17 protein-coding genes are annotated in these 19,330 nt (G+C 65.9%); 3 read left to right on the forward strand and 14 right to left on the reverse strand.

All coding sequences use genetic code 11. The features are described 5' to 3' along the window. Nucleotides 1–1,501: bifunctional AfsR/SARP family transcriptional regulator/alpha/beta hydrolase (locus CKW40_RS32905; protein ID WP_095203908.1), on the reverse strand; the 1,501-nt coding region annotated here is incomplete at its 3' end. A 192-nt stretch (nt 1,502–1,693) separates the two neighbouring features. Here CKW40_RS32905 and CKW40_RS32910 point away from each other — a divergent pair. Continuing rightward, entirely contained in the window at nt 1,694–2,329 is a 636-nt protein-coding gene (locus CKW40_RS32910; protein ID WP_095203909.1) for a class I SAM-dependent methyltransferase, read from the forward strand. 20 nt (nt 2,330–2,349) lie between these two features. Here the strand turns inward: CKW40_RS32910 and atzF are convergent, their stop codons facing one another. Genes atzF through CKW40_RS32950 form a run of 8 tightly spaced genes read right to left on the reverse strand, consistent with a single transcriptional unit; the run spans nt 2,350 to nt 10,674 of the window. Next, nucleotides 2,350–4,188 (reverse strand): allophanate hydrolase, encoded by a 1,839-nt coding sequence (atzF, locus tag CKW40_RS32915; RefSeq protein ID WP_095203910.1) that lies wholly within the window; start codon nt 4,186–4,188, stop codon nt 2,350–2,352. After that, nucleotides 4,185–4,535 (reverse strand): cupin domain-containing protein, encoded by a 351-nt coding sequence (locus tag CKW40_RS32920; protein ID WP_095203911.1) that lies wholly within the window; start codon nt 4,533–4,535, stop codon nt 4,185–4,187. The genes atzF and CKW40_RS32920 overlap by 4 nt, the downstream gene beginning before the upstream one ends. Next, entirely contained in the window at nt 4,528–5,196 is a 669-nt protein-coding gene (locus CKW40_RS32925) for a cysteine hydrolase family protein (RefSeq protein ID WP_095203912.1), read from the reverse strand. Before CKW40_RS32925 ends, CKW40_RS32920 begins: the two co-directional genes overlap by 8 nt. Next, complete coding sequence (locus tag CKW40_RS32930) at nt 5,196–6,719, reverse strand: ABC transporter ATP-binding protein (protein WP_095203913.1); 1,524 nt, start codon at nt 6,717–6,719, stop codon at nt 5,196–5,198. The genes CKW40_RS32925 and CKW40_RS32930 overlap by 1 nt, the downstream gene beginning before the upstream one ends. A gap of 10 nt (nt 6,720–6,729) precedes the next feature. Beyond that, the gene (gene biuH / locus CKW40_RS32935; RefSeq protein ID WP_095203914.1) at nt 6,730–7,431 is read right to left on the reverse strand and encodes a biuret amidohydrolase; all 702 of its coding nucleotides are present in this window, start codon (nt 7,429–7,431) and stop codon (nt 6,730–6,732) included. 28 nt (nt 7,432–7,459) lie between these two features. After that, nucleotides 7,460–8,386 carry an ABC transporter permease gene (locus tag CKW40_RS32940; protein WP_095203915.1) on the reverse strand — a complete coding sequence of 309 codons (927 nt, stop codon included), beginning with the start codon at nt 8,384–8,386 and terminating at the stop codon, nt 7,460–7,462. Next, nucleotides 8,386–9,492, reverse strand: a complete 1,107-nt coding sequence (locus tag CKW40_RS32945; protein WP_244571387.1) for an ABC transporter permease — start codon at nt 9,490–9,492, stop codon at nt 8,386–8,388. The genes CKW40_RS32940 and CKW40_RS32945 overlap by 1 nt, the downstream gene beginning before the upstream one ends. 54 nt (nt 9,493–9,546) lie before the next feature. Beyond that, the gene (locus CKW40_RS32950; RefSeq protein ID WP_095203917.1) at nt 9,547–10,674 is read right to left on the reverse strand and encodes a BMP family ABC transporter substrate-binding protein; all 1,128 of its coding nucleotides are present in this window, start codon (nt 10,672–10,674) and stop codon (nt 9,547–9,549) included. 339 nt (nt 10,675–11,013) lie between these two features. Between CKW40_RS32950 and CKW40_RS32955 the strand changes: the two genes are divergently transcribed. Further along, nucleotides 11,014–11,670 carry a GntR family transcriptional regulator gene (locus CKW40_RS32955; protein ID WP_244571388.1) on the forward strand — a complete coding sequence of 219 codons (657 nt, stop codon included), beginning with the start codon at nt 11,014–11,016 and terminating at the stop codon, nt 11,668–11,670. A gap of 73 nt (nt 11,671–11,743) precedes the next feature. Here CKW40_RS32955 and CKW40_RS32960 read toward each other — a convergent pair whose 3' ends face one another. The 4 genes from CKW40_RS32960 to CKW40_RS32975 form a co-directional block, all read right to left on the reverse strand. Further along, nucleotides 11,744–12,550, reverse strand: coding sequence for a hypothetical protein (locus CKW40_RS32960; protein ID WP_143748414.1), 807 nt, complete (start codon nt 12,548–12,550; stop codon nt 11,744–11,746). Nucleotides 12,551–12,567: 17 nt separating this feature from the next. After that, nucleotides 12,568–14,082, reverse strand: coding sequence for a glycosyltransferase (locus CKW40_RS32965; RefSeq protein WP_095203919.1), 1,515 nt, complete (start codon nt 14,080–14,082; stop codon nt 12,568–12,570). Between the two features lie 783 nt (nt 14,083–14,865). Then, on the reverse strand, nt 14,866–15,933 hold the full coding sequence (locus CKW40_RS43255) for a DUF5666 domain-containing protein (RefSeq protein ID WP_143748415.1): 1,068 nt from the start codon (nt 15,931–15,933) through the stop codon (nt 14,866–14,868). Continuing rightward, a complete protein-coding gene (locus tag CKW40_RS32975) occupies nt 15,930–16,799 on the reverse strand; it encodes a DUF6502 family protein (RefSeq protein ID WP_244571380.1) in 870 nt (289 codons plus the stop codon). Before CKW40_RS32975 ends, CKW40_RS43255 begins: the two co-directional genes overlap by 4 nt. A 352-nt stretch (nt 16,800–17,151) precedes the next feature. On the opposite strand from CKW40_RS32975, the gene CKW40_RS44810 reads away from it, so the two are divergent. Further along, nucleotides 17,152–17,589, forward strand: a complete 438-nt coding sequence (locus tag CKW40_RS44810) for a Ros/MucR family transcriptional regulator (protein ID WP_439331019.1) — start codon at nt 17,152–17,154, stop codon at nt 17,587–17,589. A 25-nt stretch (nt 17,590–17,614) separates the two neighbouring features. On the opposite strand, the gene CKW40_RS32985 is transcribed toward CKW40_RS44810, so the two are convergent. Continuing rightward, nucleotides 17,615–19,117 (reverse strand): helicase HerA domain-containing protein, encoded by a 1,503-nt coding sequence (locus CKW40_RS32985; protein WP_095203922.1) that lies wholly within the window; start codon nt 19,115–19,117, stop codon nt 17,615–17,617. Between the last annotated feature and the right edge of the window lie 213 nt (nt 19,118–19,330).

Consider the following 19,330-nt stretch of genomic DNA (forward strand, 5'->3'; position numbering starts at 1 on the left):
CCAGCAACACCCCCTGCTCCCCCACCCAAAACCAGTGATCCTCCCCCTCCACCTCGACAAACTTTGCCCCAGGAATCCGCGCCGCCAGGTACCGCCCGGCCTCGACCCGCACCGCCCGGTCACCCCTGCGGTGCAGGACCAGCGTCGGGGCCGCGACCTTTGACAGCAGCGGCCGGACATCGGCGTCGCGCAGCGCCTGCAGCAGGCCGGCGACGGCGCCGGGGCTGGAGGCGGCTCTGAGCAGGCCGGCCCACCAGGCGCGCGCCTGGCGGTCGGCGGCGACGCTCGGCGCAAAAGTCTCGATTTCCGCCGGGCCGCCCCAGCCGGCGAGCAGGCGCTGTTGCCACAGGTCGTATTGCGCCGCTGTGAGCGCGAAGGGGTAGTCGGGCGCGTGGCTGCCCTTGGCGAGCGAGCCCCACAGAACCAAGCCGCTCAGGCGGTCGGGGTGGTCGACGGCGAAGCGGATGCAGCCCGGGCCGCCCTCCGAGGCGCCGACCAGCACGGCGCGGCGGCTGCCGGCGGCATCCATCACCGCCAATATGTCGCGCGCGGTCGCCTCGACGGTCGGGCGGGCGCCGACGCGGTCGGACAGGCCCATGCCGCGCCGGTCGAACAGGATCAGCCGGCCGAGCCGCGACACGGCACTGAGCCAGGCGCGGCAGCTCCTGTCCTCCCAGATGCGCTCGACATGCGAGATGAAGCCGGGAACCAGCACGATGTCGGCCGGGCCGCCGCCTATCGTCTGGTAGGCGATATGGATGCCGTCCACGGCGACATAGCGGGTTCTGGGCACCTCGGCATCGCTCGCGCGCAGCAGAGCGAGCGTGGCGGGATCGGGCGCCACACCGAGTTCGTCGCGCAGCAGCCGCACGCAGGTCTCGCCCTGGCGCTCGGCCGCCACCCGGTCGCCGGCCGCCAGATGGGCGCGGATCAGATGGCGATGCGCGCTTTCACTTAGGGGGTCGAGGGCGGCAAGACGGGTGGCGTGCATGACAGCGCCACGCGCATCGCCGCCGGCGATCTTGGCTTCCACCAGCCGCTCCAGCGCCTGCACCAGCCGGCTGCGCAAGGCCTCGCGGCGGAAGAACACCCATTCCTCGAATTCGGGACAATCCGGCAGCGAGAAGCCGGCGAGGTAGTCGCTGGTGTAGAGGCCGGCGGCATCGTCGAGCAGCCCGGCATCACAGGCATAGTCGAAGGCCTGGGAGTCAGCCGCGACGAACAGCGGCGGGCGCACAATGAGGGATGTCGCGCTGGCTGATATGACCTCTTCGCCGAACGCGATGCGGATCTTGTAGAGCGTGCGCCGCAGCCGCGCGCGTGCGGCTTCCGCGTCGGCCTCGGGCCACAGCAGCGTGGCGGCGACGTCGCGCGCCACCGGTCCGCCGGCCTCCGCCAGGTAGATGACGAGCGCGGCCGCCTTGCGCAAGGCAAGCTCTATCCGCCGCCCGTCCAGCCGGAACTCCGGAAAACCCAGAAGCCTGAGTTGTATCAGCTCCATCGATCCGCACGCGGCCGCGCAAGGAGAGGACGTTGAGGGGACGCCGGCCGTCTATCCATCCCCGCGATGTCGGGCGATCAGGCCCGATCAACTCCCTTGGAGCGAGAAATGTCACCGGTCAATACATCAAGCCACCGCACCCCTCTTGCCATGGGCGCCGCCCCTGCCAACACCGGGCATGGAGGCTGAGCCATGTGCCAGACCTGCCTCTCCTGGTACGCACGCTGCGTCGCCCCCTATTTCGTCCATGCCGGCTGTTCGGCCGGCGCCTTCTCGCGGATGCGCAGGCGCGTCATCCCACGGGCCGAAGGTGTCGTCGTCGAGGTCGGCTTCGGCTCGGGCCTCAACCTTCCCTATTACGATGCCGCCAGGGTCGAGCGGCTGGTTGGCATCGATCCCGACGGCACCATGCTCGGCCTCGCCGCGCCGAAGAGCAGCACCTCGCCCTTCCCCGTCGAATGCATCCGGGCCGGCGGCGAAAGCCTGCCCTTGGCCGACGGTATCGCCGACACGGTGGTCGTCACCTATGCCTTCTGCACCATTCCGGACCCTCAGGCCGCGCTGGGCGAAATCCGCCGCGTCCTGAAGCCGACGGGCCGGCTGATCTTCATCGAGCACGGCCAGGCCGAGGGCCCGCGCCACCGCCGCTGGCAGGAGCGGCTGAACGGGCTGTGGGGATCAATTGCCGGCGGCTGCCACCTCAACCGCGATCCGCTGCGCCTGATCGGCGCGGCCGGTTTCCGCCTGCTCGAGGTCCAGAACGGGCGCTTCCCCCTGCCCCTATGGCAATTGGGCAGCCACCACGCCGGCATCGCGACGGCTGGCTAACCGGTCTTGGGGGCCGGCACTCAGCCCGGCACCGCCCTCTTCGACCGCTGCTCGCCCTGCTCCGCCTCGCCGCGCTCGACAAACCGGCGCCAGCCGCCGAAGGACGAGATGTCGGAGGCACCGCTGAGCCCAACGGTTTCGGCCAGGAAACCTTTGGCCGAACCGCCATCCTCGAGCTCGACGGTGCCGATGCCAAGCGGCGGCGGGATGGCGGCGACGAAGCGGCCGAAAGCATCGGCGGACAGCCGCCAGACCTCGACCTCGACGGCGGCGCCGCCCTCGGCAACGCGGATCAGGCCAGGCTTGGGCACGGACTGGCCCGCCAGCGCATAAAGCCTGTAGGCGGCGGATGTTTTTGCCGCCCGCGAAAACCGCGCGCCGAGCTGGCTGAGCTGGCCGTTGAGCGGCATGCCCGACAGATGCGCGCCGACAACCACGAGATCGATCATGCCGTCATCGGCTGACGACGCTGCGGGCGCAATGCCCGGCTGCGCCCAGCCGGTTGCGCCGAGCGGCAGGCCGCTCGCGGTATGGATGTCCCGAGCCAGTGCCGCCGTCAGCCAGTCCCTGCCCGCCATGGCGAGCAAGGTCACGCTCATCGGCAGCCCGTCGTCGCGCTTGCCGGTCGGTACGGCGATGCCGCACATGTCGAGCAGGTTGACGAAATTGGTGTAGGTGCCGAGCCGGCTGTTGGTGACGATCGGATCGGCGAGCACGGCGTCCAGCGCATAATGTGTCGGCGCGGTGGGCACGCAGAACAGATCGACCGAAGCGATGACCGGGGCGAGCTTCGCCTTGTAGGCCTGCAGCGCATAAAGGCCCTTGAAGGCGTCGGCCGCCGACAGGCCGCGCGCGCCGCCGATGATCTTGCGCGTCACCGGATGCATGGCGGCTTCATTGGCATCCATGAAATCGCGGATCGCGGCATAGCGTTCGGCCACCCAGGCGCCTTCATAGAGCAGATTGGCGGTGGCGTAGAAGTCGCCGAACGGGATTTCCACCAGCCGGCAGCCGAGCTTTTCCAGCAGGCCAAGCGCCGCCTCGAAGCCGGCCTGCATCGAGGCATCGCCGAAGAATTGCAGGTCCGCCTTCGCCGGCACGCCGACGCTCAGCACCGGCGGGCGGGCGGCCAGCGCCGGCACCTTGATCGCGCGCGAATAGGCATCGGCGGCATCCTTGGCGGCCGCGACAGCGAATACCGCATAGGCGTCGTCGACGGTCAGCGCGAACACCGAGACGCAGTCGAGCGTGCGGCAAGCCGGCACCACGCCGGCGGCCGACAGCGCGCCGACCGTCGGCTTCAGCCCGACGATGTTGTTGAGGCCGGCGGGGATGCGGCCGGAGCCGGCCGTATCGGTGCCGAGCGCGAACGAGACGATGCCGCGCGCGGTGGCCACGGCGGATCCCGAAGAGGAGCCGCCGGGCACCAGGCTGGCATCGACGGCGTTTCTCGGGATCGGATACGGTGTGCGCACGCCGACAAGGCCGGTGGCGAACTGGTCGAGATTGGTCTTGCCCACCACCAGCGCGCCGGCGGCCTTCAGCCGCGCCACCACGGTGGCGTCCGTCTCCGGCATATAGGCATATTCGGCGCAGGCAGCGGTCGTCGGCATGCCGGCGACATCGATGTTGTCCTTGACCGCGAACGGTACGCCCCACAGCGGCTTGGCCACCGGATCGAACGGTCCGAGCTTTTGCGCCTGCGCCAGCATCTCCGCCCTGCCGGCGAGGTGAATGAAGATGCCGGGATCGTCCGCCGCCGCGATGCGCTCATGCACGGCATCGATCATGGCGGCGACAGTAGTACCAGCGGCGTAGGCCGCATGCAGACTGCCGATATCGAAGCGAATCTCGCTCATTTGGCCTCCCCCAGAATGATCACCGGCAAATCCCACTGGATCAGCACGACGCAACCGTCCTTCGTCCATACCGAATGCTCGGTCCCGACCGGGTTCAGGATGACGCTGCCCGCGGGATAATCGCCATTCTCGTCGCTCTGCGTGCCCTCGAGCACGACGATGGTTTCAAGCCCGACATGGCGGTGGCGCGGCACGCCGGCGCCGGCCCGGTAGTCGAGGATCGCCACCGACGGCTCGACCGGCCCGCCCTTGAGCAGCCAGTGCACCGTAATGCCCTCGCGAAAAGGCTCGAACGCCAGGTCGCGCCAGCCGCCACCGACGAGGCCGGCAAAACTCAGATTAGCCATTGGCAAGTCCCTGCAGCACCTGGTCGGTCGTCGCCGTCCAGCCGACGATGGCGCCTTGCGCCCGGATCATGGCGATGGCGGCCGCCTTGAACTCGGGGAAATAGCTTTCCGTCGCGTCTTCGGCGAGCAGGCACTCATAGCCGCGATCATTGGCCTCGCGCATCGTCGTCTGCACGCAGACCTCGGTGGTGACGCCAGCGAAAACCAGTTGCCGGGTGCCGAGCCGCTTCAGTTCGTCACCGAAGCCGGTCGCATAGAAAGCCCCCTTGCCCGGCTTCTCGATGACGATCTCGCCCGGCAGCGGCTTGAGTTCGTCGAGGATCGCCGTGCCCGGCTCGCCGACGATCAGCACGCGGCCCATCGGCCCGACATCGCCGATGCGGATCGACGGATTGCCGCGATTGCGCTTGGCCGGCGGCAGGTCGGAGAGGTCGGCACGATGGCACTCCATGGTGTGGATCACCGGCAGGCCGGCGGCGCGGAACCCCTCGATCAGCCGCTTCACCGTCGGCACGATTGCGGTAACCCGGCTGACATCATTGCCGAGGCTGGCGCCAAAGCCGCCCGGCTCGGCAAAATCGCGCTGCATGTCGATGACGACCAGCGCCATCGTCTCCGGCTTGAACGCAAAGCCAAACGGCTGCGCATCGATTTCCGCCATCAGTGATGTCCCGCCATATGCTCGCCGATGGTCTGCACGCTCGCTTGCGCGATCGGCGTCTCGTACACCAGCGCGCCGTCCGACATGACGAAGATGCGATCCGATAGTTCCAGCAACTCGTCGAGATCCTCCGACATCAACAGCACGGCGGCACCGGCATTGCGCGCCTTCATGATGCGGGCGCGGATTTCGGCCACCGCCGAGAAGTCGAGGCCGAAGCACGGGTTGGAGACGATCAGCAGGTCGACCTCGCCGGTCAGCTCGCGCGCCAGCACCGCGCGCTGCACATTGCCGCCCGACAGCGAGGCGATGGGCGACGACAGCGAGGCGGTCTTGACCTTGAACTGCTCGACCAGCCTGGCGCTGAAGGCGCGGATGGCGCTGGCGTTGATCCAGCTCACCGGCCTGCCATTGCCGTCCATGTCGAAGGTGCGGAAAGAGATGTTTTCGGCGACCGTCATTTTCGGCGCGCAGGCATTCTTCAGCGGCTCCTCGGGAATGAGCCGCACATTGAGCGCGCGCGCCTCGGCGCGCGTCGCCGCATAGGCGGAGCCGCGCACCAGCACTTCACCGGCGTCACGCGGCCGCTGGCCGGCCAGCACTTCCAGGAATTCCTTCTGGCCATTACCGGAAATACCGGCAATGCCGACGATTTCGCCCGAGCGCACGCCGAGATCCTTGATGCGGATCGACTTCAACCCGGTGCGATCCGGCGCCTTCAGCGATTTGACCTTGAGCACGATCTCGGCGTCCGGCTTCGGCGCCGCGCGGCTGTCGAGGGCGGCGATCGGCTGGTCGCCGATCATCATCGCCGCCATCGCCTTGTGGTCGAGATCGGCGACGCGGCCGGTTCCCGTCAGTCTGCCCTTGCGCAGCACGCTGACATCGTCGGCGAAAGCGGTCACCTCATGGAATTTGTGCGAGATCATCAGCACGGTGAGGTCGCCGGCCTTGGTCATGTCGCGCACCAGCCCCAGCACTTCCTGCGCTTCGCCAGGCGTCAGCACCGAGGTCGGCTCGTCCAGCACCAGGAAGGAGCGGCCGAGATAAAGCTGCTTGATGATTTCGAGCTTCTGCTTCTCGCCGGCCGCGAGTTCCGCCACCTTGACGTCGAGCGGCAGCTTGAACGGCATGCGCTCCATGAACACGGCAAGCTCGCCGCGCTCCTTGCGCCAGTCGATGATGCCGGGAACCTTTTCGCGCGAGATGACGAGATTCTCAGCCCCCGTCAGCGACGGCACGAGTGTAAAATGCTGGTAGACCATGCCGAGCCCGAGCGCCGAGGCGTCGCGCGGACTGGCGATCCCCACCTCGCGGCCATCGACGAGGATGTCGCCGGAGGTCGGGTGATAAAAACCCATCATGCATTTGACCAGCGTCGACTTGCCGGCGCCGTTCTCGCCGAGCAGCGCGTGGAACGAGCCCGCCGGCACCTTCACCGATACGGCGTCCAGCGCCGTGAAACCGCCGAAACGCATGGTCATCCCAATGGTTTCGACGCCGACCGCTTTCCTGTCACTCATCGCGACCCCCTCACGGCAGTTGCGCGACGAGCGCCTTCGAATTCGACACCGTGCCGAAGACGCCGCCCTGCATCTTGATCATCTTGATCGCCGCCAGGTGGTTGCTGTAGTCGGTCGCGCCGCAGCAATCCTCCAGCATCATGCACTCATAGCCGCGGTCATTGGCCTCGCGCATGGTGGTGTGCACGCAGACATCGGTGGTGATGCCGGTCAGCACGATGTTCTCGATGCCGCGCTGGTTGAGGATCAGCTCCAGGTCGGTGGCGCAGAACGAGCCCTTGCCCGGCTTGTCGATGATCGGCTCGCCCGCGATCGGATAGAGGTCGGGGATGATGTCCCAGCCCGGCTCGCCGCGCACCAGGATGCGCCCGCACGGGCCGGGGTCGCCGATGCCGGCATTGATGCGGCGCGAGCGCCAGCGCTTGTTGGCCGGGAGGTCGGCGAGATCGGGCCGATGCCCCTCGCGTGTGTGGATGATGGTGTAGCCCTTGGCCCGCATCGCCGAGAGCACCGCCTTGATCGGCTCGATCGGCGCGCGCACCAGCGACAGATCATAGCCCATATGGTCGACATAGCCGCCCGGCCCGCAGAAATCGGTCTGCATGTCGATGATGATCAGCGCCGTGTTGTCGGGTCGCAGGTCGCCATTATAGGGCCATGGATAGGGCTCGGCGTCGATCGTGTGCTGGGTGAATTCGGCTCTGGCGTTCATCGGCAAAACTCCAGTCATTTGGTGCCAGTCATTTGGTGATCGACAATTCGCCCGGCGCGCCGGCAAGCGAGCGTGTCGGCGACGAGGTGGCGATCATGATGATGAGGGTGAGGATGTAGGGTGCGGCGTAGAACAGGTAGTAACCCTGCGTGACGCCGACCGATTGCAGTGCCGGGCCAAGCGCGCCTGCGCCACCGAACAGCAGGGCGGCGGCAAAGCAGCCGAGCGGGTTCCAGCGCGCGAAGATGACCAGCGCCACCGCCATCAGGCCCTGGCCCGACGAGATGCGCTCGGTCCAGCTGCCGGGATAGTAGAGCGACAGATAGGCGCCGCCGATGCCGGCCAGCGCGCCGCCGACGCCAGTGGCGGCGAGCCGCACCGTGTCGGGGTTGAGACCCATGGCGCGTGCCGCGTCCGAACTGTCGCCGACGACGCGCACAATGAGGCCGGCGCGGGTGTTGCGGAAGGCCCACCACAGGATGACCGACAGCACCGCCCCGATCAGGAACAGCACGTTGACGTCGAGTGCTGCCTGCACCTGCGGTATGTCGGACCAGCCGCCGAAGGGAATGGCCGGCAGATTGGGCGCCTTCGGCTTGATGAACGGCTTGCCGAAGAAGAAGGCCAGGCCCGAGCCGAACAGCATCAGCGCAATGCCGATGGCGATGTCGTTCACCTTGGGGAATTTGCAGATCCAGCCGTGGAACAGGCCGAAGCACAGGCCGGCGAAGGCAGCGGCAAGCAGGCCGATCCAGGGCGAGTTGGTCATCACCGCCACCGCGTAGGCGGTCATGGCGCCGAAGACGAGCGTGCCTTCGAGCCCCAGATTGATGCGGCCGGAACGCTCGGTGATCGCCTCCCCCAGCGAGACGAAGATGAAGGGCGTCGACACGCGGATGGCGCCGCCCAGAATGGCCAGCGGCACGCCCCAGAGTCCGATCTCGGTCGCGTCCATCAGGCAGTCCCCTTCAAGAGATCGGGCCTCTTCCACAGATCGGGATTGAAAGCCTTGAAGCGGCCGTAAAAGGTTTCGCTGAACAGGATGACGATGAAGATCATGCCTTGCAGCACCAGCACGGTGGCATCGGGCAGGTCGAGGCGGCGCTGGATCAGCCCGCCCGAGGCGTCGATGCCGCCAAGCAGGATGGCGACCGGGATGATCGCCAGTGGGTTGTGGCGGGCCAGGAAGGCGACGAGAATGCCGGTATAGCCATAACCGGCGGCGAGCGAGGCGTTGGCGCTGCCTTGCACGGCGGCCACCTCCAGCATGCCGGCAAGCCCGGCAAAGCCGCCGGCCAGCGCCGTGAAGCCGACGATCAGCGGCCCGACGGCCAGTCCCTGCACCTGTGCGGCCCGCACATTGCCGCCGGCGATGCGCGCGGCAAAACCCCAGCGGGTCTTTTCGATGAGCACCCAGGACAGGATGCAGGCGACAACGCCGACCACCAGCCCCCAATGCACGTCCATGCCCGGTATGTTGCCGATGCGGTAGATGTCGGCCAGCGGCTGCGTCGACGGCTTGTTGAGCGAGGCCGGGTCGCGCAGCGGCCCTTCGACCAGCTGGTTCATCAGCGCGATGGCGATATAGGCCATCAGCAGGCTGGAGATGGTTTCGTTGACAGCCCGGTAGTGGCGTAGCGCGCCGACGGCACCGATCCAGATGCCGCCGGCGGCCAGGCCCGCCACGCCCATGGCAAGAATGACGATTGACGATGGCGCGCCGCTCAGCGCCACGCCGATGGCAGCGGCAGCGACACCGCCGAGCACGATGGCGCCCTCGCCGCCGATGACGACGAGGCCAAGCCGCGCCGGCAGCGCCACGCACAGCGCCGCCAGAAGCAGAGGTGCTGCCCGCGACAGCGAGTTCTGGATGGAGAACCAGGAGCCGAAACCGCCCCGCCACATGGTCTCGTAGAGCAGGACCGGCGACTTGCCGACGAGCGCAATGAACAGGCTGAACAGCGCCATGCCGACGACCAGTGCCGCCAGCGGAATGACGAAAGCCTCCGCCCGCCGCGCAATCCATTCCAGCGCCGCCGGATAAAACCTGGCGCCGAACATCGCCGGCACGCCGGCGCCTGTCACCGTATCCGTCATCACCCCGCTCCCCTCAGATCAGGCGGTCGAGCCGACGACGCCCTCGACCAGATAGTCCATGCTTTCGAGCTCGATCGCGGTCTCCGGGAAGGCCTGGCTCGCGGTGGCGACGACGGCACCCTTGTTGCTCTTCAGCGGTCCCTTGATGACGGCGAAGCCGCCCTTCATCATTTCGGCCAGCGTGGCGTCGAACTGCTTGCGGGCCGGCTCGCCGACGGCGGGACCGAGCGGGCTCATCTTGACGAAGCCGTCGGCCAGGCCGCCGCGGGTGAAGTTGGGCAGCGGCGTGCCGGCGACGAGATCATCGACGAACATCTTGTAGACCTTGGCCCAGTTCCACTCGGCACCGGTGAGATATTTTTCCGGCGCCAGCGGGCTCTGGTTGGCGTGATAGCCGCAGACAAAGGCGCCGCGCCCGGCCGCGGTCTCGACCACCACTTTCGGGCTGTCGACATGGCAGGTGATGACGTCGGCGCCCTGGTCGACCAGCGCATTGGTGGCTTCCGCCTCCTTGACCGCCAACGACCACTCGCCGGTGAAGATGACCTGGCAGGTGATGGCCGGATCGACAGAGCGCGCGCCGAGCAGGAACGAGTTGATGTTGAGCAGCACCTGCGGGATCGGCTTGGCGGCGACGAAGCCGAGCTTCTTGGTCTTCGAGGTGTGGCCGGCAACGACGCCGTTGAGATACTGGCCCATGCCGATATAGCCGAAATAGGAGCCGGCATTCATCGGGTGCTTGGCCTTGTCCCACATGCCGCCGCAGTGGCGGAACTGTACGTCGGGGAATTTCGCGCACATGGCCAGCATGTGGGGATCGAAATAGCCGAACGAGGTCGGGAAGATCAGCGAGGCGCCGTCGAGATTGATCATCGATTCCATCGTCTTCTGGACGTCGACCGTTTCCGGCACGTTCTCCTCCTCGACGACGGTGATGCCCTCGATGCCCTTCAGTGTCGCCGCCCCCTCGGCATGCGCCTGGTTGTAGCCATAGTCGTCCTTCGGCCCGACATAGATGAATCCGACGGTGGCGGTGGCGGCAAAGGCCCGCGAGATGGGAAAGGCCGCGGAGGCAAGCCCGAATGCCGCCCCGGCAGCGGAGGTCTTGAGCAATTGGCGGCGGCTAAGCATGAATCTGTCGGTCATGTGAATGCTCCCCTGTAGGACCCTTTCCGGGTCGGTTAACGCCTTCTCAAGAAAGTGCATGCAATCGCCATGCCAGTTCAAATTGATAAATTTATCCAATAAAATCAATGATAGTTGCAACACGCCATGCACAAGCGAGAGGCAATTGCATGCACTTTTTGCCTTGAAAACAGCCAATTTGACAGACAGATTAAAACATAGGCATAGAGGGTGCGGCCTGAGTCGGGATCGCGCCGTCTGGTCGCTGGATTTCATGGCTTGGGACGCCGGAGCACGGGAGGCGAAGCGGATTTGTCGGCAAAGCGCGGGTTGATCCGGTCGGGCACGACCGTCGATCAGATGGTGCGGGCGATCGGCGACCGCATCGTCACCGGCGTGCTGCGTCCGGGCGAAAAACTCGACGAGGTCTCACTGGCCGCCCGCTTCGAGGTGTCACGCACGCCGGTGCGCGAGGCGCTCGGCCAGCTCAGCGCCATGGGCCTCGTCGAGCGGCGGCCCAACAGGGGCGCCATCGTCGCCGTCGTCACCCAGGAGCATCTCACCTCGATGTTCGAGAGCATGGCTGAGCTCGAAGGCATATGCGCGCGCCTCTGCGCCGAGCGTATGACCGGCAGCGAGCGCCGCGCGCTCGAGACCGAGCACCAGGCCTCGGCGCGGCTGGTGCGGCTGGGCGCCGAGGAAGACTATGAATATTTCAACACCGAGTTCCACAGCCGGCTCTATCGCGGCGCCCACAGCACGCACATCCAAGAGCTGACCGCGACGACGCGCAGCCGGCTGGCCCCCTTCCGCCGCGCCCAGTTCAGGCTGGCCGGTCGGCTGGCCAAATCCTGGCAGGAGCATGACGCCATCGTCACCGCGATCCTGCGTGGCGACGGCGCTGCCGCGGGCAAGGCCGCGCGCGACCACGTCTCCATCGTCAGCGAAGCAAGTGCCGTCTTTGCCGTCGGCGACCAGCCGAAGGCCGCCACCATGACGCCGGTGACGTCAGGCTGAGGGTTCAGCCAGCTTCAATGGCATCGGGGACATGGCCCAGCTGTGTCGCCGCACACCGGTGCAACAAGCCCCCTCACCAAAACCCTACCAGCGACCTCAGCATCGCAGCCGGGCCGACAGCCTCGCGGCATATCTCGCGAAAGCCGGCCCGTCCCGTTGCATCGAGCACGTCGTCGTCGATGCCGCGCAGGATGGTGCTCGCATTGCGCCATCCGATCCTGGCCAGCGCCGAGGCCAGCTCGGCGCGCGCCGGATCAAACGCGGCGCGCTCATCCGTCATGCCCGCAACCTGGTCGAGATCATTGCTCGCGTCGAGCGTGTGCCGCGGGATCTCCACCACGCTACGGACGTCGAAAGGCCTGGCAAAGCCGAGGAAATCAGAGAGCAGATACAGCGACGTGGCCGCGGATGAGACGAGCTGCTCATAGCACATGAAATGCACCGGGGCGCCGGCGCGGCGAAGCGCATCCATGGCGAAGTAGAACTGGTTCCAGTAATCGGCTGGCGACCGGAACCTGTATTCCATTCGCCTTGCTCCGGTAAAATCCTGCCTGACCTCGAACGGGTTGCTGAGAAACGAGCCGAGATTTCCGTTCGGCTTGAAGATCGTGTCGTTCCTGGCAAGGCGATACCACGACAGAATCTGACTGACGGGATCCTTGCTCATGACGACAATGGGCAAGCCTCCATGGTCGATCTCGCGCCCGCTCATCAACGCGGGGAAGACCCCGTGTTTCCAGAACCCCTGATCGAAGACGACCGGGATTTCGAGGTAGCGTTCAATAAGGTGCTTGGCGAGGTTGGTGCCGGATCGCGGCGTCCCCATCACCCGGACGGCAATATTGCCGGGCCGCTCCCGCGCCCCGCCGAGCGTCGACATATCCACAATGGTTCCCATCACGCCCTGCGAAAAACTGGTTGTTCGGCCGCCAACGGGCCAGGCCCCCTGGCCTGCCCGGCCACCACCCGGTTCGGCCCATAAATCCTCGGCGCTAGATCATCTGAAGCGATGCCTGCGACAGGGTCGACGGCCGCGGCGTGGTCGGCTTCTGCGGCGTGGTCGATTGCCGCCACGTGGTCGACTATGGTGGCGAAAAACGCGCGCTCACGGATTGGGCGGTATCGTGTCGCGATGATGTGGCGCAATTCCGCCAGCCAGACCGGATCGGTGCAGGCCTTGGCGACCGCGGCGCACCATGCCTCGACGTCGCGCGCGGCAATAGTCGGCATCAGCCCTTGCGTCGCCTCCGTCAGCGACGGCGCGTCCGAAATCAGAACCGGCAGCCCGAAATCGAGGCACTCGGCCGCTCCAAGCCCCCAGCCTTCGACCGCGGACGGATAGACGCTGAATTCGGCGTCGCGGTAGAGTTCGGCCAGCTCCCGGTCGCTGAGGTTGGAGCGGAACTCGACATGCTCAGCAAGCTCCGGATGCTGCGCCATGAAGGCGGTGAGTTCCTCATACATCCAGCCCCATCGACCGCACAGGACAAGCGTCGGCAGCCGGTCTCCCAGCAGCGGCAAAAGCCGGTGCCAGACCTTGAGCAGCAGGATGTGGTTTTTCCGGATCTCGATCGTCGAGCAGTAGAGGACGAATTTGCGGTTCCGGTTTTGCCGTTCGACCGACATCTCCCGGTCGGTGACGCTTTCCCTCAGGAAGGCTCCGGGCGATGCAACAGCGACCTCAGGAATCCGGCGAAGGCCGGAGGCTTTGGCATGACATTTCACCCTGTTGGCGGTGTATTTCGACACGCAGACGAGCAGCTGCGCATTTTCCAGCTGCCATGCCGTGTTGCGGACAAAACCGCGCGCGTGATGCGGACCGACGAATTGCGGGAAGTCGATCGGAATGAGGTCGTGCATCAGGGTGAAGATACCGCTTTTGGCTTTTCCCGTGAGCTTCTTGGCGGCGAACTCGTGCACGCTTGCGCTGGACAGAAAGCAGATGGCGTTTTCGTCTTTCAGCGGATCTCCGGTATCGAGCCTGCTTGGCCGCAGCGCCGACTTCACGATCTTGAAAAGCCGGATGGCCGTCTTGGACAGCTGAAACTTGAGCCCGCGCCTCTTCTCGGACCCCGAGAGGAAGATCGCCGCCACGCGATCGAACTCGCGCCCACAGGCAAAGGGCGCATCCCGCATGATCGACAGCACTTTCCACAGCCGCGCCAGATACGAGCTGCCCTCGCCGCCAATCGGCTGTGGCAGATCACCATCGACGAGCCGCTTCAGATACCGAAGTTCGGTTTCATCGAGCCTCTGACCCTGCCCCCATGCATCGACGATGAAGAAGCCGACCGGCGAGGACTTCCAACGAAGCGCCTGGCGAATGAGCGCCGTTTCGACGCGCGGGATGCCCACTGGCGGATGCGGCCCCCAGCGAAACGGCAGCGAGGCATCAATATACAGTGTCTTCAATGGTTTACCTTCGACGTTGCTGCACCGAAATCAAGTCAGTCCGGAGGCAACAAAATCCGTGGCGGTCAAAGCCGCGCCGTTTCAGATTGTTTTGCCTTGTTCCGAGGGCCCGAGGATTTGGAAATGATCGTCCTCAGGTGTCGATTTCTTCTACGTGGGAAATTTACCCACGTCAAGCGCGCAGAGTTGACTTGTGGGCAATTTTCCCACATATTGAGTTTGTCAGCGACTGTGAGAGGAAAGGAAGCCAGGACATTCCATCGAATTCAGCGGACCGTCCGCCCCCCGTATGGTCCGCGGAAAGCAGCCGTACCCAAAAAAGCTCATACCCCTACCCAACGAGCCCCGTACGGCTGCGCCGGCCGGTTCCGTCTATCGCAAAGGACGGACCGGCCGGATTATTGCTTCCGCACAGGAAGTGCGAGGGACTTCCCCCCATGGAGGCGCTCAGCGTTTCGTGAAGCGATGAACCGCTCCAACTCCGCTGCGCAATAACGGCCAGCCGTCGGCGCCGCCCCTCACCTGCCTGCCGGCATCCTCTCCCCGTATAGTGACGGGGAGAGGGACGCTGTCATCGGCGGCTTCGCCAACCACCAACGTTGCAAGAAGAACGCCAGCGTCGCGGCCAGCCCCTCTCGCCCCGTTTACGGGGAGTTGAGAAGTGGTCCGCGCAGCGGACGAAAAGCCAACTGCTTGGCTTTTCGAACGACGAACGCCGGCAGGACAGTGAGGGGCAGCGCCGACGCCGGTGAGTACGGCGTCCCGCCAAGATGACGCATCGGACTAAGGCCCGCCCGGACCACCCGGACCACCGCCCGGTCCTCCCGGGCCACCAGGGCCACCAGGCCCATTCGGTCCGCCGGGTCCGCCCGGATTGCCCGGCCCGGTCGGTCCGCCGGGAGGCGGACCCGGCGGCATGCCGGGCTGGTTGGGCGACGGCCCGCCGGCATCGCGACCACGCGACGCCGACACAATATTGCCCGCGCGATCGAACCCGACCTCGATAAACGCCCTGACGGCACCAGTCGATTTCACGCCGCCATTCTGATTGTCGATGGCGACGCCTAGCCCCGATTCCAGCCCTTGCCCCCGGCGCTGCAAAAACGTCTCGTAGAGAACATCAGCGACATAGGCCTGCGGCACCGGCGCTTCCGCTTCCAGATGCACCACTCTGTATCCGCCCGTGGCCTTGGCGAGGGTCAGCTGAACGCGCCGATTTGCCAGCGACGATCCCTGGCCGATCTTGAGCTGCCCGACCAGCAACGTCCCCGACCGCACGACCGCCAGGCCGCGAAGCTGATAGGTCTGCTCATGCGGCCTCGCCTCCACCAGGCTGGCGACGATTTTCCCGTCGGGCCGGCGAATGCCATGGACGGCCACGACATCGCCCACCCCGATCGTCAATTCCTCCGCAAGTTGGCTGATGTCGACCTGCTGTCCCAGCACCCGCATCGATTTGGCTGTTTTGCGCTCGACCGGCCCGACCACCTCGCTGGTGACATGGATCGCTGAGGTCACGATGCGATCGGCCTTTTGCACCACCGCGACGCGAACGACATGCCCGATCTTCAGGCTGTCCGGGGCGACGCGGACGCCGTCGATCCAGACCGGCACGTCAGGCTGGTACTGAACCCGCACGCCGTTGACGAAAATGCTGCCGAAGCGCTGGATCGTCCCGACGATGCCGGTGCCGCCGATGCCCTGGTCGCCGTCGGTTCCTGCCGTCCAGCCGGTGCCGCCAATGCCCTGGTCTTTCGACGGCTCGGTCGCCCGCGCAAGCAGACTGAAAAACACCGCCGGCACGGCGGCTGCGAGCGTCAGGAAATCCCGTCTCGTCGGCCTCCCGCTCATGCCGTCTCTCCGCCGGCATCCTTGTTCTCAGGCTTTTCTTCGGCAACGAGCGACGTGCCGTCGGAGGTGAGGATATAGACACCCCAGTTCCACCGGCTGGTCCCGCCCGGATCGCTTTGAATGGCCTGGTTTGCGTATTTGTTCAGGCGCAGCAGCGTTTCCACCGCGATCTCGCGGCTGTAGGCCTCGAGCGACCTAGCAAGCTCTTCCGACAGCCCGTCATAGTGGACGGCGCGCTCGAGGAAGGGCGGGGCGTCGGCCAGCACGTTCTGGACCGAGGCTGCCGCATGATCCCCGAGATTGCGGGCAAAATAGTAGAGCCGGACCTCGCCGTCGCCGCGCGGCACCATTGCCCCTTCCATCAGGACGATCCGGTCCTTGCCGTCGATTTCGACCAGCTTCCGGTCGAGCCAGTCGTCGAGAACCGCTCGCGGCCTGAGATCCCGGGTCACCGATTCCACCAGGCCGGCAAAGGACGGCTCGCCCGCCTCGCTCGTGCGCGCCAGCGGCAACGGCACGCCCTTGGCGTCGACGAACTGCGGATCGGCAAGCCAGCGCGCGACGATGGCGCTCGTCCTGGAAACGGAATCGGGCACCACCCGCACCGGCGCGCCCACCCCTCTCAGCCGGCTGACTTCCTTCCGGTGGACGCCCGTCAGCAGGCTGACCCTGGAGTCGGTCTGCTGCTTGTCCGGCAGCGCGAATTCATGCTCCGCCACATTGACGTAGAGCTGGCGCAGCAGGTCGACGAAGGCCGGAAAGGTCACGCCGCACTTGATGGCCAACCGCACCAGTGGGCGAAGGACCCGGTTCAACGCGTTCTGGACCCCTGCGGCATCCAGATATTGTCCCCCCGATTTGCTCATTGTCGTCCTTCACTTGCCAATCGTTAAATCGGTCATCCATCCCTCGGAAATTCCTGCCGAAAATAGCTTGTGGGAAATGCTTCCACAAGGGCGCCGGCCAAAGAAGCGACGTCGGCGGTGCTTCTGTCGCGCCAGTTCCGGTTCCCCGCAACCCGACGGGGAACGACGCCTCGACTTGGCCGAAATCATCCAGAGACGAGTTTCACAGCAGTTGACACGTGTGAAATTTTCCCACAACTATGATCCGGCAGATGCATCAGCCAGCTCATGCTCGTCAAGGAGAAACCTTTTGAAGAAGCCCTATGTCAGACCAACCATAGTTCGGGCCGGAGGAATTTTCGAAGAAACCCCTATAGAAGTAACCGACGGTGCCAACACGTTTTCCGGAAATGGAAAGCATATCGATCCCGTTATTTTGATAGCCGCCGATATTGTCTCATCCTATGTCTCGAACAATCCCATTCCCGCCGCCGAGCTCCCTGACTTCATCGGAAAGATACACGCGTCGATCCGGAATATTTCGGATGGCGTTGCCGATGGCGGACCCGACGAGATCAGATATGCCGTCCCCGTGAAAAAATCCGTCACGCCCGATTTCATCATCTGCCTGGAGGACGGCAAGCGCTTCAAATCGCTGAAGCGTCATATCGAGACGAATTACGGCCTGACGCCGGACCAGTATCGCAAGAAGTGGAACCTGCCTTCCAACTATCCGATGGTGGCGCCAAATTATTCCGCGACGCGCTCGAAACTCGCCAAATCCATGGGGCTGGGCCGAAAGGCAAAATAGGCGGCCGGAAGCGGCGCGCGCCCCCTCAAAGCGCCAGGCTCCCCTGCTCCGCCTCCTCGGCGTTGGGGTCGCCGGGTGCCGTGGCCCAGGCGAGTTCGACCAGCGTCACGGTGCGCTTTCCCGTGCCGTCGAGCTGGCAGACGATCAGGCCCTGCTCCTCGATATAGGCCAGGAGACGGCGCGCGCGGCGCAGCGAGTGCGAACCATAGGCGCGGGCGATCGCGGCGTCGCTCGGGCACGGCCAGCCCTCTTTCGCTGCCCGCGCGATCATCATGAACACGCCCTGCATGTCGTCGGGCAGCAGCGAGGCGCGGACGGAAACGTCCCGCCACGAGTCGTCCTGCGTCGTCTCGGAGCCAAGGCCGGCGCGGGCGCGCGTCAGCATGCGGCGGAACTCGGTGAGGTCCGGCACAACCGAGGCGAGCCCTTCGATGCGGCAGCGCACCACGAATTCCTGGTAGAGCACGCCGATGACGCGAAAACCCGCATCGGGCTGTGCAAGAATGGCGCGCAGCACGCGGTCGACCCGCTCGCGCCGCTCGGCCAGGTCCTCGGCGCTGATTTGCGGCTCCGCCGGTTCGGGGCGGATTTCCAGCGCCGCTGATTTTGCTGCCATCAGCTGGTCGAGCAGGTCCGGTGAGGCCACCCGGCGCGGCGTGCGCACCGTTTCGGGCGGCGGTGCCGCCAGGATGATGGCGCGGGCGTCCTCGAGGGCCGCCTCCGGCATCGCCATCAGCCGCGGCGTGCCGTTGCGCGGGCTTGTATCGGTCGGGCCGATGCGCAGACCGAGCGGCCGTCGCGACAGCGCCGGCCCCAGCGCCATGAACTGCCCGCGCTCCAGGTCGCGAAAGGCCTCCGCCTGGCGCCGCTCCATGCCGAGCAGATCGGCGGCGCGCGCCATGTCGATGTCGAGGAAGGTGCGGCCCATAAGGAAATTGGAGGCTTCCGCCGCGACATTCTTGGCGAGCTTGGCCAGACGCTGCGTGGCGATGATGCCGGCGAGCCCGCGCTTGCGGCCACGGCACATCAGATTGGTCATGGCGCCAAGCGAGAGTTTGCGCGCCTCGTCCGAAACCTCGCCGGCCACCGCCGGCGCGAACAGCTGCGCTTCGTCCACCACCACCAGCATCGGATACCAGTGGTCGCGGGCGACCTCGAACAGCCCGCCGAGGAAGGCGGCGGCGCGCCGCATCTGGTTTTCGGCGTCGAGACCTTCGAGGTTGAGCACGGTCGAGACGCGGTGGATGCGTGCGCGCTCGCCGGCCGCCTGCAGGCCGCGCTCGGTGTGCTCCTCGGCATCGATCACCAGATGGCCGTAACGCTCGCCGAGCGAGACGAAGTCGCCTTCGGGATCGATGATGGTCTGCTGCACCCAGGGCGCGCTCTGCTCCAGCAGCCGGCGCAACAGATGCGACTTGCCGGAGCCCGAATTGCCCTGCACCAGAAGGCGGGTCGCCAGCAGCTCCTCGAGATCGAGGTTCGCTGGGGCGCCCGCCGTGGTGTGTCCCATCTCGATCGCAACGGTCATGTCTCGACTCAAAAAGGTCTCCTGCGCGGCATGGGGCTTACCAACCCGGGCGCGGCCCGTCGAGCACCGATGGCCACCCAGTGGGTGTTGCGCACAGTTGTGAGCAAGGGTGAAGCGCCGACAAGAGCGGCCGCCGCCTGTGGATAGTAACCACCTGTTCACCATAGGCCGGCGTTGCGATTGCAGAGGCCGGCCATCCGTTTAGCCTGACCT

It is taken from the genome of Mesorhizobium carmichaelinearum, from assembly GCF_900199455.1.
Classification (GTDB): domain Bacteria; phylum Pseudomonadota; class Alphaproteobacteria; order Rhizobiales; family Rhizobiaceae; genus Mesorhizobium; species Mesorhizobium carmichaelinearum.